The organism is Clostridium manihotivorum (assembly GCF_004015185.1).
Taxonomy (GTDB): domain Bacteria; phylum Bacillota; class Clostridia; order Clostridiales; family Clostridiaceae; genus Clostridium_AR; species Clostridium_AR manihotivorum.
Genome location: NZ_CP025746.1, coordinates 5,531,312 through 5,548,821, shown reverse-complemented (window position 1 = coordinate 5,548,821; position 17,510 = coordinate 5,531,312). Strand labels below are relative to the sequence as shown.

At 31.8% G+C, this 17,510-nt stretch carries 15 protein-coding genes; 12 read left to right on the top strand and 3 right to left on the bottom strand.

Going from position 1 to position 17,510, the window contains the following annotated elements; all coding sequences use genetic code 11:
- Nucleotides 1-304 precede the first annotated feature (304 nt).
- The 8 genes from C1I91_RS24715 (at nucleotide 305) to C1I91_RS24680 (ending at nucleotide 9,522) form a co-directional block, all read left to right on the top strand.
- The gene (locus C1I91_RS24715; protein ID WP_128215295.1) at nucleotides 305-1,030 is read left to right on the top strand and encodes an amino acid ABC transporter ATP-binding protein; all 726 of its coding nucleotides are present in this window, start codon (nucleotides 305-307) and stop codon (nucleotides 1,028-1,030) included.
- 15 nt (nucleotides 1,031-1,045) lie between these two features.
- A complete protein-coding gene (locus tag C1I91_RS24710; protein WP_128215294.1) occupies nucleotides 1,046-1,861 on the top strand; it encodes a transporter substrate-binding domain-containing protein in 816 nt (271 codons plus the stop codon).
- Nucleotides 1,861-2,586, top strand: a complete 726-nt coding sequence (locus tag C1I91_RS24705; RefSeq protein WP_128215293.1) for an amino acid ABC transporter permease — start codon at nucleotides 1,861-1,863, stop codon at nucleotides 2,584-2,586. The genes C1I91_RS24710 and C1I91_RS24705 overlap by 1 nt, the downstream gene beginning before the upstream one ends.
- Complete coding sequence (locus C1I91_RS24700; RefSeq protein WP_128215292.1) at nucleotides 2,586-3,230, top strand: amino acid ABC transporter permease; 645 nt, start codon at nucleotides 2,586-2,588, stop codon at nucleotides 3,228-3,230. Before C1I91_RS24705 ends, C1I91_RS24700 begins: the two co-directional genes overlap by 1 nt.
- Before the next feature lie 959 nt (nucleotides 3,231-4,189).
- On the top strand, nucleotides 4,190-4,873 hold the full coding sequence (locus C1I91_RS24695; RefSeq protein WP_128215291.1) for an ABC transporter ATP-binding protein: 684 nt from the start codon (nucleotides 4,190-4,192) through the stop codon (nucleotides 4,871-4,873).
- Entirely contained in the window at nucleotides 4,870-7,389 is a 2,520-nt protein-coding gene (locus tag C1I91_RS24690) for an ABC transporter permease (RefSeq protein ID WP_128215290.1), read from the top strand. The genes C1I91_RS24695 and C1I91_RS24690 overlap by 4 nt, the downstream gene beginning before the upstream one ends.
- Before the next feature lie 200 nt (nucleotides 7,390-7,589).
- Nucleotides 7,590-8,294: a response regulator transcription factor gene (locus C1I91_RS24685; RefSeq protein WP_128215289.1), complete on the top strand. Its 705-nt coding sequence runs from the start codon at nucleotides 7,590-7,592 to the stop codon at nucleotides 8,292-8,294.
- Nucleotides 8,278-9,522 carry a HAMP domain-containing sensor histidine kinase gene (locus C1I91_RS24680; RefSeq protein ID WP_128215288.1) on the top strand — a complete coding sequence of 415 codons (1,245 nt, stop codon included), beginning with the start codon at nucleotides 8,278-8,280 and terminating at the stop codon, nucleotides 9,520-9,522. The genes C1I91_RS24685 and C1I91_RS24680 overlap by 17 nt, the downstream gene beginning before the upstream one ends.
- A gap of 187 nt (nucleotides 9,523-9,709) precedes the next feature.
- On the opposite strand, the gene C1I91_RS24675 is transcribed toward C1I91_RS24680, so the two are convergent.
- Together C1I91_RS24675 and C1I91_RS24670 are read right to left on the bottom strand one after the other, a co-directional pair.
- Nucleotides 9,710-10,285, bottom strand: a complete 576-nt coding sequence (locus tag C1I91_RS24675; RefSeq protein WP_128215287.1) for a transposase — start codon at nucleotides 10,283-10,285, stop codon at nucleotides 9,710-9,712.
- Nucleotides 10,248-10,787, bottom strand: coding sequence for a helix-turn-helix domain-containing protein (locus tag C1I91_RS24670; RefSeq protein ID WP_128215286.1), 540 nt, complete (start codon nucleotides 10,785-10,787; stop codon nucleotides 10,248-10,250). The genes C1I91_RS24675 and C1I91_RS24670 overlap by 38 nt, the downstream gene beginning before the upstream one ends.
- A 529-nt stretch (nucleotides 10,788-11,316) precedes the next feature.
- Between C1I91_RS24670 and eno the strand changes: the two genes are divergently transcribed.
- Nucleotides 11,317-12,612: a phosphopyruvate hydratase gene (gene eno, locus C1I91_RS24665; protein WP_128215285.1), complete on the top strand. Its 1,296-nt coding sequence runs from the start codon at nucleotides 11,317-11,319 to the stop codon at nucleotides 12,610-12,612.
- 359 nt (nucleotides 12,613-12,971) lie between these two features.
- Nucleotides 12,972-13,202, top strand: coding sequence for a preprotein translocase subunit SecG (gene secG / locus C1I91_RS24660; protein WP_128215284.1), 231 nt, complete (start codon nucleotides 12,972-12,974; stop codon nucleotides 13,200-13,202).
- A 215-nt stretch (nucleotides 13,203-13,417) separates the two neighbouring features.
- Here the strand turns inward: secG and C1I91_RS24655 are convergent, their stop codons facing one another.
- Nucleotides 13,418-13,579, bottom strand: a complete 162-nt coding sequence (locus tag C1I91_RS24655) for a rubredoxin (RefSeq protein ID WP_128215283.1) — start codon at nucleotides 13,577-13,579, stop codon at nucleotides 13,418-13,420.
- Between the two features lie 557 nt (nucleotides 13,580-14,136).
- Here C1I91_RS24655 and rnr point away from each other — a divergent pair.
- Both rnr and C1I91_RS24645 read left to right on the top strand, forming a co-directional pair.
- Nucleotides 14,137-16,407, top strand: coding sequence for a ribonuclease R (rnr, locus tag C1I91_RS24650; protein ID WP_128215282.1), 2,271 nt, complete (start codon nucleotides 14,137-14,139; stop codon nucleotides 16,405-16,407).
- 224 nt (nucleotides 16,408-16,631) lie between these two features.
- Complete coding sequence (locus C1I91_RS24645) at nucleotides 16,632-17,183, top strand: nitroreductase family protein (protein ID WP_128215281.1); 552 nt, start codon at nucleotides 16,632-16,634, stop codon at nucleotides 17,181-17,183.
- Nucleotides 17,184-17,510 lie beyond the last annotated feature (327 nt).

Below are 17,510 nucleotides of genomic sequence, written 5' to 3'. Positions count from 1 at the left end.
TTATAAAATAATAAAATTATAAAAATATAAAAATATAATATTGATTTAGCAATGTAAAGGTTTTTTTATTTAAAAAATATATAATAATTTTAAAAATATGCAGGAAACATTATATAATTATGCAAAGTTTTGAATATTTATTGACTACATCTTCATAAGTTGTTAATATATAAATAAGTAAAAAACTAACGTTTGATGTAATGTTTTATTAAAAAAACATCGCATTTTTTGATATAACGATAAAATATTTTGAATTTATTAGCTTGTTTGTTTTTGGGGGATTGTCGTTTAAAGGGGGGCTATTATGATTGAATTAGAAGGTTTGAATAAGCATTTTGGAAAACTTCACGTATTGAAAAATATAAATTTATCAGTTAAAGAAGGAGAAAAGTTAGTTGTTATAGGGCCAAGTGGATCTGGAAAGAGTACATTGATTAGATGTATGAACTTTCTAGAAGAGCCTACTTCAGGTAAGGTTATTGTTGATGGGGTTGACCTTACTGCACCTAAGGCACCAGTTACTAAAGTAAGGCAATCAGCTGCTATGGTGTTCCAAGGCTTTAACTTATATCCACATAAAACTGTACTTGAAAACTTGACTTTAGCTCCAATAAAGATACAAAAGGTGTCTAAAGAGGAAGCAGAAAAAACAGGACTTGAATATTTAGAGAGAGTTGGATTAAAACATAAAGCAAATGCTTATCCATCACAACTATCTGGAGGGCAGCAACAAAGAGTGGCAATAGCAAGAGCTCTTAATATGCATCCGAAAATAATACTTTTTGATGAACCTACATCTGCTCTCGATCCAGAGATGATACAGGAAGTCTTAGATGTTATGGTTAGCTTATCACATGAAAAGATAACAATGGTAGTTGTTACTCATGAAATGGGGTTTGCTAGACAAGTTGCAGATAGAGTTATATTTATGGATGGTGGAGAAATAATCGAGCAAGGGACTCCAGAGCATTTCTTTAAAAATCCTACACACGAGAGGACAAAGATATTTTTAAGCAAGATATTAAGATAATTAGGGGGTAAAGCAATGAAAAAGATAACTTCGATTTTAGTCCTTGCATTAACGTTAACATTAGCAGGCTGTTCTTCTGGGCCAAGCAAGACTGCTAGTTCTAGTGGTGGTAAAGATAGTAAGCCGGCAGAAATACAAAAAATAATAGATAGAGGAACTCTAAAGGTTGGTGTAAAAGTAGATGTTCCTAAGTATGGTTATAAGGATCCAAGTACAGGTAAAATTGATGGTTTTGAAATTGATATAGCAAGAGCTGTAGCTAAGAAAATATTAGGTGATGAAAATAAGCTTGATCTTCAAGCGGTAACAGCTAAGACTAGAGGGCCACTTTTAGATAGTGGAGAAGTTGATATGGTAGCTGCTACCTTTACCATAACCGATGAAAGAAAGAAAAGCTATAACTTTTCTGATCCATATTTTACAGATGGAGTAGGTTTGTTAGTAAAGAAAGATTCTGGAATAAGCAGCTTTAAAGATTTGAATGGAAAAAAAGTAGGAGTAGCACAAAGCTCAACTACAAAAAAGGCTTTACAAGCTGAAGCTGATAAACAAGGCATTAAGCTAACTTTCTCAGAATTTGCTAGTTATCCCGAGATAAAAACAGCTTTATCTTCAGGAAGAGTTGATTGTTTCTCAGTAGATGGAGCTATACTTCTTGGATATTTAGATGACAACACTAAAATATTATCTGACAAGTTTAGTCCTCAAGATTATGGTATTGCATCAAAGAAAACTAATACTGAATTGGCAAAAGTCATAAATGAAACCATTTCTGAAATGAAAAAATCAGGTGAACTTGATAAGTTAATTAGTAAGTGGGGGCTTAAGTAATGAACGGACCTTTTGCCTGGTTCAAATGGCAGGCTCTGTTTACTGATTGGAGAGTATTTTTTGATGGTTTCACGATGACACTTAAAGTATCTATATTGGCACTTATTTTATCTTTAGTAATTGGAGTATTATTTGGTATGTTTTCTACTTCTAAGATAAGAGTCTTAGAAGTAATAAGTCGTATTTATGTAGAGTTTATACAAAATACACCATTATTAATTCAAGTATTCTTCTTGTACAATGGACTTCCTCATCTTGGAATAGTACTACCTGTATTTGCTATAGGTGTATTAGGAATTGGGGTATACCATGGAGCTTATATCGCTGAGGTAGTAAGAGCGGGGATAAATTCTATAAATAAAGGTCAATTAGAGGCAGCGTACTCTCAAGGGTTTTCCTATTGGGAAGCTATGAGATATATAATATTGCCACAAGCAAAAAGTATAATGCTTCCTCCATTAACAAATCAGGCTGTTAATCTTATTAAAAATACATCAATACTTTCAATAATTGCAGGTGGAGATTTAATGTATCAAACGGATTCTTGGTCAAGTGGCAACTTATACTATGGACCAGCTTATGTTGTTACAGGGATACTTTATTTAATTATATGCTTCCCATTAACAAGCCTTGCAAGAGCTTTAGAAAAGAATGAAAGTAAGATGTTTAACAGAAATCAATCAGAAGAAGACAAACTTGACTACAAAGAGGAGGCCACAGCGTGATGGGTGAGTTATTTTCTTTTACTAATTTAAAATTCATACTTCAAGGTTTTGGCCTTACGCTTTATATAGCTTTAGTAACCATAATATTAAGTATGATATTTGGAACCATACTTGGTATATTAAGAAGCACCTCTAAGGGGGTTGCAGGTAAATTGTCAGCTCTATATATAGAAATAGTTAGAAACACACCTGCACTCTTATGGATTCTGGTAACGAGGTTTATAGTAAATATGAAACCTGTAAACGCAGGTATATTGGCACTAACTTTATTTACTTCTGCTATAATTGGTGAGATAGTAAGGGGTGGGCTTAACTCTATAAAAAAAGGACAATGGGAGGCGGCTCACTCTCAAGGTTTTACTAATATTCAAACCTTAAGATACATCATAATACCGCAGGCTTTCAAAAATATGATTCCTGCTCTAGTATCTCAATATATTACTGTAATAAAGGACACATCTTTCCTATGGGGTGTAGGAATAGAAGAGGTTACGGGAAAAGGAATGATTTTAATGGGAATGTACGCAAGTACAACTCAAGTATTCCTTATATTTGGAACTATTGCATTATTATATTTTGTGGTAAATTATATCCTGTCATTAACCTTTAGAGCACAGCAACAAAGATTAATATTACAGGTATAAAATTAATTTTGCGGGTAATAATAAAAAAGAGTTGTGGTTGTAAAACTAAAACAATATAGCTGTTAAGACTACAGTTATACTTTCAACTATAGTTAAGGGATTTTTATGAGAAGGATGTTGTATAGTTGATAAATCACTTTATATCACAGTTTAATTGAATAACACAGTAGGGTGCTGATAAAGTTATATATTAAATTTCATAAAGTGATTTATCCGGACTTACAATATCGTATATTATTAACAATTTAATATTTGAATGTTTGTTTGAAAATGTCAGGGGATTATATTTTCAAGCATACATTTAATAGTGATGCTAAATCTCTATGTCCCCCATAGAGTTGCCTCCTAGGTTTATACCTAGGAGGCTATTAACAATTAAAGAAAACTTATAAAAAATTATTAAACTATGATAATCTTTTATAAAGCCCTCATTTCGTTGAAAAAGTAGTTTGCTCTTTTGAGTCTACAAAATTGGGTTCAACGAAAAAGGAATGAACTTTATAGAGTTTTATAAAGTTTTGTCAATGGCTTTTATAATGTTAAATATGAATATGAAAATTTATTCTTTATATTTTTTTATGTAAGAATAGTTTCAATATCGTTATTCCTTTGAGTAAGCACACAATAAAGCATCAGATCACTGGCTGCTTAATTTCAGCAGGTTCTAATAGTTGAAAATGATAAGCTTATTATTAGAAAAACTAAAATTACAAAATTGTAATTTTAGTTTTTATTTTTTTGTAATCTTACTATATTATTATTTTACAATAGAGAAGTTAATGATATAGAACCTTTAAAGGTTTATAAAATGCTATATTATTACAGCATGAGGCTCATTAGTAATTAGCCGATAGAAGTTCTATTATAAATTAGCTCTGTGTACCTAATATGGAACAACCATATGAATTAGGTTTTCAAAATATAAATTTAAAATTGAAAATAAGCTATGGGAGGCCGTTATGGAAATATTAAGAGTTGAGGGACTAACAAAGAAATATGGTAAGGGAAACAATGAAGTTAAGGCATTAAGTGAAGTGAGTTTTTCTGTTGATAAAGGAGAATTTTTAGCAATAGTTGGACCTAGTGGATCTGGAAAAAGCACTTTATTACATCTGCTTGGAGGTGTGGACAATCCTACCTCAGGAAAGGTTTATATAGATGGAGTGGATATGTATGGCTTGAAAGAAGAGGATTTGTCTATACTTAGAAGAAGGAAGGTTGGCTTTGTATTTCAATTCTACAACCTTATACCAGTATTAACTGCGGAAGAAAATATAACCATGCCTGTATTGTTAGATAATAGAAAGCCAGATAAGAAGTATATAGAAGAGATAATGGAGGTCTTGGGAATAAGCGATAGAAAAAATCACCTTCCTACAGAGCTTTCAGGTGGTCAGCAACAGAGAGTTTCCATTGGAAGAGCACTTTCAAATAAGCCTTCAATAATTCTCGCTGATGAGCCTACAGGAAATCTTGACACCAAGAACTCAAAGGAAATAATGGAGCTCTTAAGATATTCAGTTAAGAAATATAATCAAACCTTAATACTTATTACTCATGATCTAAATATAGCAAAAATGGCAGATAGAGTTCTTACTATAGTAGATGGTGAGGTTGCTAGTAACGAGGTGATGGATATATGAGGAAGTACTCGGACATAACAGCAAGATATTTGAAGGAGCATAAGAAAAGAAGTGTTTTGACTGTAATAGGTATAATAGTGTCCATAGCAATGTTCACAGCAATAGGAACTATGTACTATAGTGCTATTAACGGAAGAATGGATCAAATAAAAGCGGAAGGGGGAGACTATGAGGTCAAGTTTATAGAGCTTACAAAAGAAAAGGTTCAGAGCTTAAAAAGTAATGTAGAGATTAAAGGTGGAGGCGTTACTACAAGTTTAGCTAGTATAGAATTTGATACAGACAATAATTCAGTCAATAAAAAGCTTCTTGAAATAAGTGGCTATGATAAGGAGGCTATTAATAATACCTTTAAAGTAAAACTTGTGGAAGGTAGAATGCCTAAAAATGAAAATGAGATAATTGTAGAGAATAGACTTTATAAATTACTAAAGGATAAGAAAAGTAATTTATCTATAACAGGCAAGTTACTTAAAGATGGAAAAGCAACTGATGATAGCAAAACTTATTCTATTGTGGGAAGTTATGAAAACACAAAATCAATGAAAAATAATCAATATTATTCTATAACTTATTTAGAAGGCTTAGACAACCAAGGGAATTACGAGTATTATGCTAATCTGAAAGAAAAGAAAGATAAAATTGCAATAGGCAAAAAGGTCGCAAAGGATACTAATTCTAAGGTTGAGTTTAACAATGATTTATTGTACTTATATGGTCAGGGAGAATTATCCGAAAGAAATGATGCTTTGATAGGGATGTTCGCTATAATTGTGATTTTTATTATAGTATGTACAACTGTAGTTATATACAATTCCTTTAATATTTCTGTTGCGGAAAGAATAAAGCATTTTGGCATACTTAGATCCACAGGTGCCACAAAGAAGCAGATAAGAAGGCTTGTATTTAAAGAGGCTGCGGTTATGAGTATAATATCTATACCAATTGGTATAATTACTGGGTTTATAGGTATATATATAACCTTTTCTCTTATAGGAGCTGTAGATGGAATTCTGGGAAGTAAGCCAAGACTAAATCTTCAAATTATAGGTTTAGCTACAGCTCTAGGGTTAGTGACTATATTTATATCAGTTTTTATACCTGCAATTAGAGCTTCAAGAGTTTCACCGATAGAGGCGGTAAGAGGAGCTGGAGTAGTAAAAAGAGAAAAGTTTAAAAGAAGGAAGGCTTATCTTACAAAGCTTATATTTAAGTTCGAAGGGCAGGTGGCCTATAAGAATATAAGAAGAAGTCCTAAAAAGTTTTGGATTACGATCCTGTCTCTGATGGTATCTGTGGTAATGTTTATTTTCTTTGCAAATTTCTTGGATTATACTAAGAGCATGATTAGTGAAATATACACATCAGCAGCCTTTGACTCAATGTTCTCTAAGGAAGGAGCAGAAGGCTACAATGATAAATTTGTAGAGGATATTAAGGGGTATGAAGGAGTGGGAGAAGTCTATAAGATGAACTCAGCTTCAGTTACTCTACCAGTGGATAACAATAAAGTAAATAAAGATTATTTTACTAATTTAGGTGTAAAGGATAAATTCAATTACTATAAAGATAAAGCATTAGTTACATCCTTTATAATGGGCTATGATGAAAAAGCTTTTAACTATGCTAAGGATAAGCTGAAGAAAGGAAAACCTAGTTATGAGGACTTTGTCAATGACGGCATTATAGTTTTAAATAGAAGTAAGGGGATTGGAAAGAAAAAAAGAATTGATTACAATGAATTAACCAATTATAAATTAGGTGACAAGGTAAAGTTGCCTAGGATAAACTCTCAATATATAAAAGAAAATAAGGTGGATAATGCCAAAAGAATTGTTGATAATGACCAATATATTACATTTACAGTAGTAGGAGTAGTAGATGATGAACCAATGCTACATGAAGTGATGCTTAATGGTGTAGGGTTTATGGTAGCTAATGACAATTATTCTAAGCTCACAGGAGTCAAGGATTATAATACACTTGCAATAAAGTTTGTAAACAAAAGTTCCAGTGAGGAGCTATTTGATAAGTTTACCATAAAGGCAGAGGGAGCTAATGGTAGCTATATTGATAATTATAAAGAAATGGAAAGTACAAGGAAGCTTATGTTTCAAATTTCGGTGCTTATATATGGATTTATAACCTTGATAAGCATTATTGGTATAGTAAACATAGTTAATATAATTACTATAAATCTTCTTGTAAGAAAAAGAGAATTTGCTATATTTAAAGCCATAGGTATGACTAAAAAACAGTTTAAGAAATTAGTATTGTTAGAAGGCATGTTGCATGGTATTTTGGCATCTGTATTTGGAACGGTAGTAGCTTTTCTATTGGTTAGATCGTCTCAACAACCTATGAATAAAGTTATCAATATTGCTTATAACCAAGCCGTTTGGCCTTATATTGTAGGAGTTTTAGGTGTTATAGGTATTACTTTCTTAGCAGCACTTATACCTCTTAGAAGATTAAATGATATGAATATAATGGAGAGTTTACGATTGGAAGAATAGCTAGGATATTTAACATGAAGAATCATTTGATTCCATTAAAGACTTACCTGTGAAACAGTTTAATTGTAACGATATTGTTAGAGCTAATTATGATATTAAGATAGAAACACTAATTACTTTTAATTAGTGTTTTTGTGTATATTTGGTATAATGTTTGTGAGTGTCTTTAAGTTTACATTGAAATATAGAAAGGGAAGTATATGAGAGTTTTACTGGTAGAAGATGATATAGCTTTGTCAATGGGAATGGAATATGCCTTGAAAAAAGAAGGCTTTGAGGTTAAGGTTTGTAAAAATCTTAAAGAGTCAAGAGCGGAGTTTAATAACGAAATAGCGTTGATTTTATTGGATATAATGCTTCCTGACGGTACTGGATATGATTTCTGTCAGGAGGTAAGAAAAGGCAGTGATGTACCTATTATATTCATGACTGCATTAGAAGAAGAGGGAAATATAGTAATGGGATTAGATATGGGAGGAGACGACTATATAACTAAGCCTGTAAGGATCCGGGAACTAGTATCAAGGATAAATGCAGTGGTGAGAAGGAAAGGTGCTGTGAAAGAAGAAACTACTAGCACAATAGTTTCGGGAGATATAATTATAGAACCTTTAAAGTGTAAGGTGTATGTAAATAAAGTAGAAGTTCCGTTTACAGCAGGTGAGTATAGATTATTGCTTCTTTTAATAGAAAACAAGGGAAACGTAATACCTAGAAATACAATATTGGAGAAGCTATGGGACTGTGATGGCAATTTTGTAGATGGTAATACTCTAAATGTCTATATAAAGAGGCTTAGAGAAAAATTAGAGGATGATACTAAAACTAGTAGATATATTGAGACCATAAGAGGCTTTGGGTATAGGTGGAAGGAAGAGGTAAATAGTAATGGAACTTTTCAATAATAGAGAGATTAAAAAATTTACCTTTAAGTTTCTTACACTATTTATATTATTCATAATAGCTATTCAGCTGCTCAATCTATACAATATTAGAAGACTAAATCAAGTTATAATAAAGCAAAATATAGGCGTTATTGGAGCTTTAGTAAAAGAAAACCCGGCCAGTGAAAAGGCTATAGTAGATAATTACACTAAGGGCTATGATAGCAACTACAACTATGGTTTGAGTGTTATGCAAAAGTATTCCTATGACGAAGGCTTAGAAGCTTATAAGAATCCTACTATGAATAGCTTTTACACCTATGGAAGGTATAGTTTGATGTTTTGTACTTTGGCCTTTGGTGTTGTATTCTATTTTTTACTTTTGATTGATATAAAACAAACTTTTAAAAAGATTAAAAGCTTTGCTTTAGCTGCGGAAAGAATAGTTGAAGGTGACTTCACAAATTACTTTGAAGATGGGCGTGAAGGAGATATCTATGTTCTAGGACATCAGTTCAATCAGATGACTAAGAGGCTTAAGGAAAGCATTGAAAAGCTTAATAAGGAGAAGCTAAACCTTAAAGATATAATAGCTGATATTACACATCAACTAAAAACGCCTTTAGCTTCACTTATAACCTTCAATGAGATAATAAGAAACGAGCCTTACATGGAGTGTGAGGAGAGAAATAGATTCTTAGATATGAGTAAAGGCCAGCTTGATAGAATGGAATGGCTAATAAAGAGTTTATTAAAGATGGCAAGGCTGGAAGCAGGAGTAATAAACTTTAATATTAAGGAAAATATAGTGAAGAATACTGTTTTAAAAGCAATAGAAGGAATAGAACTTAAGGCAAAAGAGAAAAATATAACTATTAGCATTAAAGGTGATGAATATGTGACTTTTAACCATGATTCTGAGTGGACTGGTGAAGCATTATCAAACATAGTTAAGAATGCTGTAGAGCATGGGAGAAAATATGGTAAGGTAGAGCTCTCTTGGGACGAAACTCCATTATTTATAGAACTTAAAATAGAGGATGATGGTGCTGGCATTGCTAAAGAGGAAATTCCAAAGATTTTTAAGAGGTTTTATAAAGGGCAATCTTCAGCTAATCCTACAAGTATAGGTATAGGACTGTATATATCTAAAAATATAATCGAAGCTCAAAGTGGTAGCATTAAGGTTGAAAGTAAACAAGGCATAGGTACCAAGTTTATCATAACTTTTTTAAAGCATATAATATAAAAATTCATGCTTTATATACAGTGTAAGGTATGGCTTTTAAAGTACTATTTTTGAAGCTATAGGGTTCCATTACGAAAACTTAAGTTATGCATGTTCGAAAATCGTGGCTTCTGAGGATTTTTGCGGCATGCATAACTTAATAGTTGAAGTTGTAAACATATATAGGGTTCACAGCTGAAAACTTAAGTTATACAAGGTAGTTTCTAGCATATGCTAGCGAATAAATTTCATCTTTCTTAACATTAAGTTCGGTAAAGATATTTTTAATATCTGAAATAAGTTCATAAATAGAAGATCTTACAGATGGTCTAAACAGTTTCGCCTTCAAGTTACGCCATATATGCTCCTGTGGATTCATCATTGGAGAATATTTGGGGAAATTTATTATCTTTAATCGATCTCTATTTTCAAAGTAAAATTTTTTCATAGAGTTGCTTGTATGGTTTTTAGCATTATCCATAAATACAACTACTTTTTTGCCTTCATTTAAGTCAAGCAAATGGCTAATGTGAGATTTTACTTCTTCCGATGTTATTGATTTATTAGATTGGTAGATATCATTAACAGTATGGAAATCATTTAAAATTGAAGTTGAGCCAATAATATTAACACCGTCGTGAGAACCGTTTTTTTCAAGAACAGGGGGATGGCCAATAGGGCTCCAAAATTGACGATTATCTGACTCTACGCTGACGCCAGTCTCGTCTAGTGCATAAACCACTATATCAGATGAAGACTCTAAAGTACTCAGTAGATTTGGCATTTTTTTTAAACTCCTCTTGTTCCTTAATATCTGCTTTTGTTGGCTTAGGTTGAGCACGTTTATAGGATATACCTTGGCAAAGTAAAACCTGCCTTATGGTTTCTTGACACACTCTTATTCCATATGTTTGCTCAACATAATATGATAAAAGGGCACATGTCCATGTATGCGCGGTAAATGCAAAATCTATAGGAGTTTTATTATTCACAACGTATACTATGTCATCGACTATACTAGGTTCTAATTTACTAACAGATCCGCCACGATGATCTACTATGGCTTTGAGCCCAGAACTATTCCAATCAACAATATATTTTACGATTGTAGGGTTGCTCAAGCCAGTGAAAGCCATGATCTCTGGAGTGCTTTTATTAAAATATCTCATTATTATTACAGTTAAAAACGTTCTACTATATTTAGATTCTATGGTGTTTTTTAGCTCAATCAAATTTTCAATTGTTTCTCCGTGTAAGGACTCTATTTTAAAATGTTTTCTACCCATGATATAACCACCTTTCTCCGTACATTTAGTATTTGATAAAGAAATGTGGTTATTCAGAATAACTTAAACTTAGGGCTGGGAACCCTATAAGTGTTCACCAATCTTAAGCTTTAATGAATCTACACAAAGCATTAACCTGATTTTTTATATTATGTGGCTGTACTTTTTGAAATTATTAAGCTTAAGCATTAAAAATTCTTAGCTATAAATAAAAATGATAAATGAATAATAATTATTAGATAGAAGTAATAAACAAGCTAAAAATATGAGAAAAGTTTCACAAAGAATCACTAAATTTATCTGAAAATTACGATTTAAATGTGAATTGTAATGAAAGTTGTTATCAAATGATTGAAAAAGTCTTTTACATGATTTATAATAAAGTTAACCAAATGAGGAAATGCAATAATAATTTACTATAATATAGAATAAAAATATTATTAATGCACAAACTTGTAATAGTTAAATACATTTTAAGAGATAATACTATAGGTATTTATTTACCTATATTAATAAGGAGGAATTTAGAATGAAACAATATGTTGAAATTGTAGATGTTCTTGCAAGACAAATTTTAGACTCAAGATGCTTCCCAACTGTAGAGGTAGAAGTAGTACTTGAAGATGGTACAATAGGAAGAGCTGCTGTTCCATCAGGTGCTTCAACTGGTATCTATGAAGCTGTTGAATTAAGAGATGATGACAAAACTCAATATAATGGAAAAGGTGTTTTAAAAGCTGTTCAAAACGTTAATGAAACAATAGCTACAGAACTAATAGGAATGAATGTTTTCGATCAACCTTTAATAGACAAAACATTAATAGAGTTAGATGGTACTGATAACAAAGGTAAGCTAGGAGCTAATGCTATACTAGGTGTTTCACTAGCAGTTGCAGAAGCAGCAGCTAAGTATCTAGGACTTCCTCTATATCAATATATAGGCGGAGCTAACGCTAAGGTTTTACCAGTGCCTATGATGAACATAATCAACGGTGGAAAGCATGCTGACAACTCAGTAGACTTACAAGAATTCATGATTATGCCAGCAGGAGCTAAGAGTTTTAGCGAAGCATTAAGAATGAGTGCTGAAGTTTATCATTCATTAAAGAAGATATTAAATGATAAGGGTTATGCTACTGGTGTAGGCGATGAAGGTGGATTTGCTCCAAACCTAAAGTCAAACGAAGAAGCTCTACAAGTAATAATAGAAGCTATAAATAAAGCTGGTTACAAGCCAGGTGAAGATATCTTCATAGCTATAGACTGTGCTTCATCAGAATACTACAAAGATGGTAAGTATGTATTAGAACATGAAGGAAAGACTTTAGACGCAAATGAAATGGCTGATTTCTTAGCTGCTTGGGTTGAAAAGTATCCAATAATATCAATCGAAGATGGTATGGCAGAAGAAGATTGGGAAGGTTGGAAGATTCTAACTGATAAACTAGGTGGAAAGATACAATTGGTTGGTGATGACCTATTTGTTACTAACACTGAAAGATTATCAAGAGGAATTCAAAGCAAGACAGCAAACTCAATACTTATAAAGCTTAACCAAATAGGTACTTTAACAGAAACTTTAAATGCTATTGAAATGGCAAACAGAGCTGGATACACAGCTGTAATTTCACATAGATCAGGTGAAACTGAAGATACTACAATAGCAGACCTTGTTGTAGCTGTAAATGCTGGTCAAATTAAGACTGGTGCACCAGCTAGATCAGAAAGAGTTGCTAAGTACAATCAATTACTTAGAATTGAAGAAGAATTAGATGAAATCGGTGAATTCAGAGGCCTAGGTGCATTCTTCAACATTAAGAAGTAATATAAACTAATTGTGAAAAACAGTTACCTTGAGGTAGCTGTTTTTTTACTTTTTGCTTACAACTAATTATTGTAAATAATATCATGGTGTGTTATGATTTATTTATATGCATAGTTTTAGAAGTAAAGCTTAATTTATATTATTATACAGTATATGAACTTTGACTATTATATTCTACTAAGGTATTATTATAGTTAATTATTTTAAGATTGATAGTTGAGTTTATAAGTGTTTATGTGAAGAAGTTCCTACTATTAAAAATTGATTTAGGAGTTCACAATATAAATTAATCTAAAGTTTAGAACATAATAAAATTATTTAAGAAGATGAAAAGCCAATGAATTCAGGAGGTGACCACAATGTATTATAATGTTTTAGTAGCATTAGAAATTATTGTCGGAATAATCATCATAGTATCAGTATTGCTACAACCAAGTAAAGCTGACGCTCTAAGTGGATTAATCCAAGGTAAAAGCGAAACCTTTTTCTCAAAGAACAAGGGTAGAACAAAAGAAGCTGCAATTAGAAATGTAACTATAGTTGCATCAATAGCATTTGCAGTAATCACTTTAGCTCTTAACTTAATATAATAAGTTAAATATAAAGGCTGGTCTTTTTTGACCAGCCTTTATATATTATTATGAGTTTTAGTATTTAAGAAGACTATTTGTAAAAAGCTAGGCAGGGCTTAGAGATGAATTATTAGAAAATAAAAAAACACTAAGGCAAAAGCCTTAATGTTTTCTTATTGTTGTGAATAGCATTAAAAAGAGTGAGGTCGGTTTTGAATAGGAAGTAAGTATCATTAATCTAGTTCTTCAAACATATCTACTGGTTCACCACATATTGGGCAGAGCCAGTAATCAGGTAAATCTTCGAAAGCTGTACCTGCTGGGATATCTTGAGAACTATCGCCAATAGCTGGGTCATAAATATAACCGCATTCTACACAAACGTATTTTTTCATGACTTCCTCCTATGTAGCTTGTAAGATTATTATAATGCATACAAAAATAAATATCAATAGAAAATTATTATTAATTAATAAAATATTCTTTTGTCTTAACTAAGAAGACTTTCTGTTAATTTATCTTTATTTGCTTTAATTAGTTTATCCAATTATAATAAAGATAAATACAAGTTTTTCATAAAATATGCTAATTTTTTATCTCATATATTCTGTATAGGTAGACAATTCAATTACTTTCCTCAAGTAGATGAAAACTTCCTGCATTAAAATAATAAGTTTATTCTAATATGGTGTGTTATTAGATTATGTAATTTTATATATTAATCTATTATTTAGAAATTTAAGGTCTCTCTAGGAAACTTTTTATATTTTTATAGATTAAGAAAAGGTATTGCTATAAAGAGATAATTGAATGGCTAGTAAGTAGTTTAACTATAAAGTATTAAAGATATTATATGGGGAAAAATAAATAATAAAAAATTAAATAGATAATAAAAGGTTCTATTATTAAATACAGCCTAACAAAAAAATAAATAATATGGAGGAATGATGCTATGGGAATAAAGCAAACGCTACTTAGTTTCATGCGAGAACCAGCTTATAGACCAATGGATATTCAAGATTTGGCAACAATTTTTGATATAAATAGAGATGAATATAAGGCTTTTAAAAGAGCTATAAAGACTATGGAAAGAGAAGGTCTTATTGTAAGAACTACTCATGATAGATTCGGACTACCTGAGAGAATGGGGCTTGTAGCTGGTAAGATACAAGTGCATCAAAGAGGTTTTGGATTCGTCATACCTGATGAGGAAGGCTTAAAAGATGTATTTATACCAAGTTCATCAATGAACGGAGCTATGAATGGAGATAAGGTAGTAGCGAAGATACTAAAAGAAGATGATAAAGGCAAGAAGTGTGAAGGCGAAATAGCTCAAATAACTGAAAGAGCCAATAAGAAGATAATAGGGGTATATGAAGATTCAAAAAACTTTGGATTTGTTATTCCTGAAGATAAGAGAGTACAATTTGATATATTTATACCTAGAAATGATAGAAACAACGCCCAAACTGGTGATTTGGTAGAGGTTGAAATAGTAAAATGGCCAGATCAAAGAAGAAACCCTGAAGGAATAGTTAAAGATGTTTTAGGCAAAAAGGGAGAAAAAGGCCTAGATATCCTGACTATAATCAAGAAGTTTGGGCTTCCAGAGGAGTTTCCAGATAAGGTATTAGAATATGCTGAAAATATAGAAGAAGAGATATCACAAGAGGAATACAAGAGAAGAAGAGATCTTCGTAATGTAAGAATGGTTACTATAGATGGCGAAGATGCTAAGGATTTAGATGACGCAGTAAATATAGAAAGACTTCCAGGAGGAAACTATAGATTAGGTGTTCACATCGCAGACGTAACTCACTATGTTAGAGAAAAGAACCCTCTTGATAAAGAAGCTCTTAAGAGAGCAACCTCTGTTTATCTAATAGATAGAGTTATACCAATGCTGCCTAAGAAATTATCTAATGGCATATGTTCACTTAATCCTAGAGTAGACAGACTTGCTTTGAGCTGTATCATGACCATAGATAGAAACGGAACTGTGGTAGATCACGAGATAGTTGAAAGTGTTATAAGGACCTCTGAAAGAATGACTTATAAAGATGTTTCGGCTATATTAAAGGACGATAATGAAGATCTTATAAAGAGATATGATTATCTTTATGATGATTTTAAGGCAATGGAAGAATTGTGCTTAATACTTAATAAGAGAAGAACAAAAAGAGGTGCTATAGACTTTGACTTCACAGAATCTAAGATAATATTAGATGAGCTTGGTAAGCCAATAGAGATCAGACCATATGAAAGAGAAATAGCTAATAGAATAATTGAAGAGTTCATGCTTGTATGCAATGAAACTGTGGCTGAATACATGTACTGGACTAAAACTCCATTTGTGTACAGAATACATGAGGAACCAGACCAAGAGAAGTTAGAAAGATTTAAAAACTTTATATACAACTTAGGATATACAGTAAGATGGGCACAAGACATCCATCCATCAATGCTTCAAGACGTGCTTGAGATGATAAAAGGAAAGAATGAGGAAACTGTTGTAAGTACTCTTCTTCTTAGAAGCATGATGCAAGCTAGATATGCACCAGAATGTGTAGGACACTTTGGTCTTGCTGCAAAGTACTATTGCCACTTTACATCTCCAATAAGAAGATATCCTGATTTACAAATTCACAGAATAATAAAGGAACATCTTCATGGCAGAATAGATGAAAAGAGAGTTGAAAGACTAACTAAGATCGTTGATGTAGCATCTAAACAGTCTTCTGATATGGAAAGAGTAGCACAAGAGGCAGAAAGAGAAGTAGATGATTTAAAGAAAGCTGAATATATGTCTTACAGAATAGGTCAAGAATTTGTAGGTGTGATTTCTTCTGTTACAAACTTTGGTATGTTTGTAGAGCTGCCAAACACCATAGAAGGTTTAGTTCGTATAGCTGATTTAGACGATGATTATTACGTATACGATGAAGATCACTTGATGCTTATAGGAGAAAGAACAAAGAAGATTTATAGATTAGGTGATAGCGTTACTGTAAGATGTTCAAGGGTAGATATAGACAATAGAGAGGTTTACTTTGATATTATACCAACAGAAGAGGAACTTGAAATAGATCTTCCTGTACCAGATGTAAAAGGAATGTTAAATGATATAGATGACGAAGAGGAAGACGAATTTGATGAGTTTGAAGAAGGATATTGGGAAGACAGTGAAGAAAAACACGAAAACCAAAATCTAATTAAAATATAAGTAATTACTTGTATTAACCTCTTAACAATAGATAATACTAAACTTATAAACAGCCACCTTATAAAAATATAATTTATAGGTGGTAAAGTTAAAAATGTATCAATTCAACCTGAAAAGTATTTTAAACTTCTTCAAGTTTCTAATGGGAGAACTTAAAATATAAAATTTAAGTGGATTGATACATTTATTTTAAGTATGTCTACAAAAGATTAGGAGGTAGTACAATGGGATTCTATGAAGTTATTGAAGAAAGACAAAGTATAAAGAGCTTTAATACACAAGGACCTATAGAAAAAGATAAGCTTAACAGAATGATTAACGCAGCAATGATGGCTCCATCATGGAAGAATAATACTAGTTATAAGATTATATTAGTGGATGATAAGAAGGTAAAGGATACAATAGCTGATACAGTTCTAAATGATGACGGACAGGTGTCTAGAGGAATAAAAGATGCACCATTACTTGCAGTGTTTGTAGCAGCACCAGATAAATCAGGTGAGTTAGACGGCAAGGAATATTATCTAGTTGATGGAGCTATAGCAATGGAGCATTTCATTTTAGCTGCTACAGCTGAAGGATACTCAACTTGTTGGGTAGGCGCAGCCAATGAAGCTGATGTTATAAATATCATCGGTGGTCCTAATAATTATAAGCTAGTTGGTATGACTCCAGTAGGAAATAGTGATGAACAAAAAGATCATAATCCTAAAAAGGACTATAATGACTATGTATTCCTAAATAGATGGGATAATTCTTTTGTAAAAAACTTTTAGAATATAAGTAAGATAGTGTAAGTGAAAAATACTACCGCTAGTTTTTGCGGTAGTATTTTTTATTATGTGTTTTAGAGTTAAAAAAACTACTGGCTAAGAGGATGGACCTGACTTTAATTATGTTAAATTACATTGTTGAAATACAGCTTTCATTTTATATTGTATACAGATCAACGATGATATCTAAAGTGCTATGAAAAGTATAATGAAAAAGGTGGTCTTGCTCTTAGAAAATTATATTAGCAAGTCTTAGATTACAATAAATTTGCTATAGGATGATAATTATATTGACAAAAATTGTAACACAACTATAATGTAGTTATGTTA

Excerpts from the sequence above, each read along its gene's own strand:
- C1I91_RS24655 (WP_128215283.1), bottom strand. The coding sequence starts at position 13,579 with ATGAAAAAATACGTTTGTGTAGAATGCGGTTATATTTATGACCCAGCT.
- eno (WP_128215285.1), top strand. The coding sequence starts at position 11,317 with ATGAAACAATATGTTGAAATTGTAGATGTTCTTGCAAGACAAATTTTA.
- C1I91_RS24705 (WP_128215293.1), top strand. The coding sequence starts at position 1,861 with ATGAACGGACCTTTTGCCTGGTTCAAATGGCAGGCTCTGTTTACTGAT.
- C1I91_RS24690 (WP_128215290.1), top strand. The coding sequence starts at position 4,870 with ATGAGGAAGTACTCGGACATAACAGCAAGATATTTGAAGGAGCATAAG.
- C1I91_RS24680 (WP_128215288.1), top strand. The coding sequence starts at position 8,278 with ATGGAACTTTTCAATAATAGAGAGATTAAAAAATTTACCTTTAAGTTT.
- C1I91_RS24700 (WP_128215292.1), top strand. The coding sequence starts at position 2,586 with ATGGGTGAGTTATTTTCTTTTACTAATTTAAAATTCATACTTCAAGGT.
- C1I91_RS24710 (WP_128215294.1), top strand. The coding sequence starts at position 1,046 with ATGAAAAAGATAACTTCGATTTTAGTCCTTGCATTAACGTTAACATTA.
- C1I91_RS24670 (WP_128215286.1), bottom strand. The coding sequence starts at position 10,787 with ATGGGTAGAAAACATTTTAAAATAGAGTCCTTACACGGAGAAACAATT.
- C1I91_RS24715 (WP_128215295.1), top strand. The coding sequence starts at position 305 with ATGATTGAATTAGAAGGTTTGAATAAGCATTTTGGAAAACTTCACGTA.
- secG (WP_128215284.1), top strand. The coding sequence starts at position 12,972 with ATGTATTATAATGTTTTAGTAGCATTAGAAATTATTGTCGGAATAATC.
- C1I91_RS24675 (WP_128215287.1), bottom strand. The coding sequence starts at position 10,285 with ATGCCAAATCTACTGAGTACTTTAGAGTCTTCATCTGATATAGTGGTT.
- C1I91_RS24695 (WP_128215291.1), top strand. The coding sequence starts at position 4,190 with ATGGAAATATTAAGAGTTGAGGGACTAACAAAGAAATATGGTAAGGGA.
- rnr (WP_128215282.1), top strand. The coding sequence starts at position 14,137 with ATGGGAATAAAGCAAACGCTACTTAGTTTCATGCGAGAACCAGCTTAT.
- C1I91_RS24685 (WP_128215289.1), top strand. The coding sequence starts at position 7,590 with ATGAGAGTTTTACTGGTAGAAGATGATATAGCTTTGTCAATGGGAATG.
- C1I91_RS24645 (WP_128215281.1), top strand. The coding sequence starts at position 16,632 with ATGGGATTCTATGAAGTTATTGAAGAAAGACAAAGTATAAAGAGCTTT.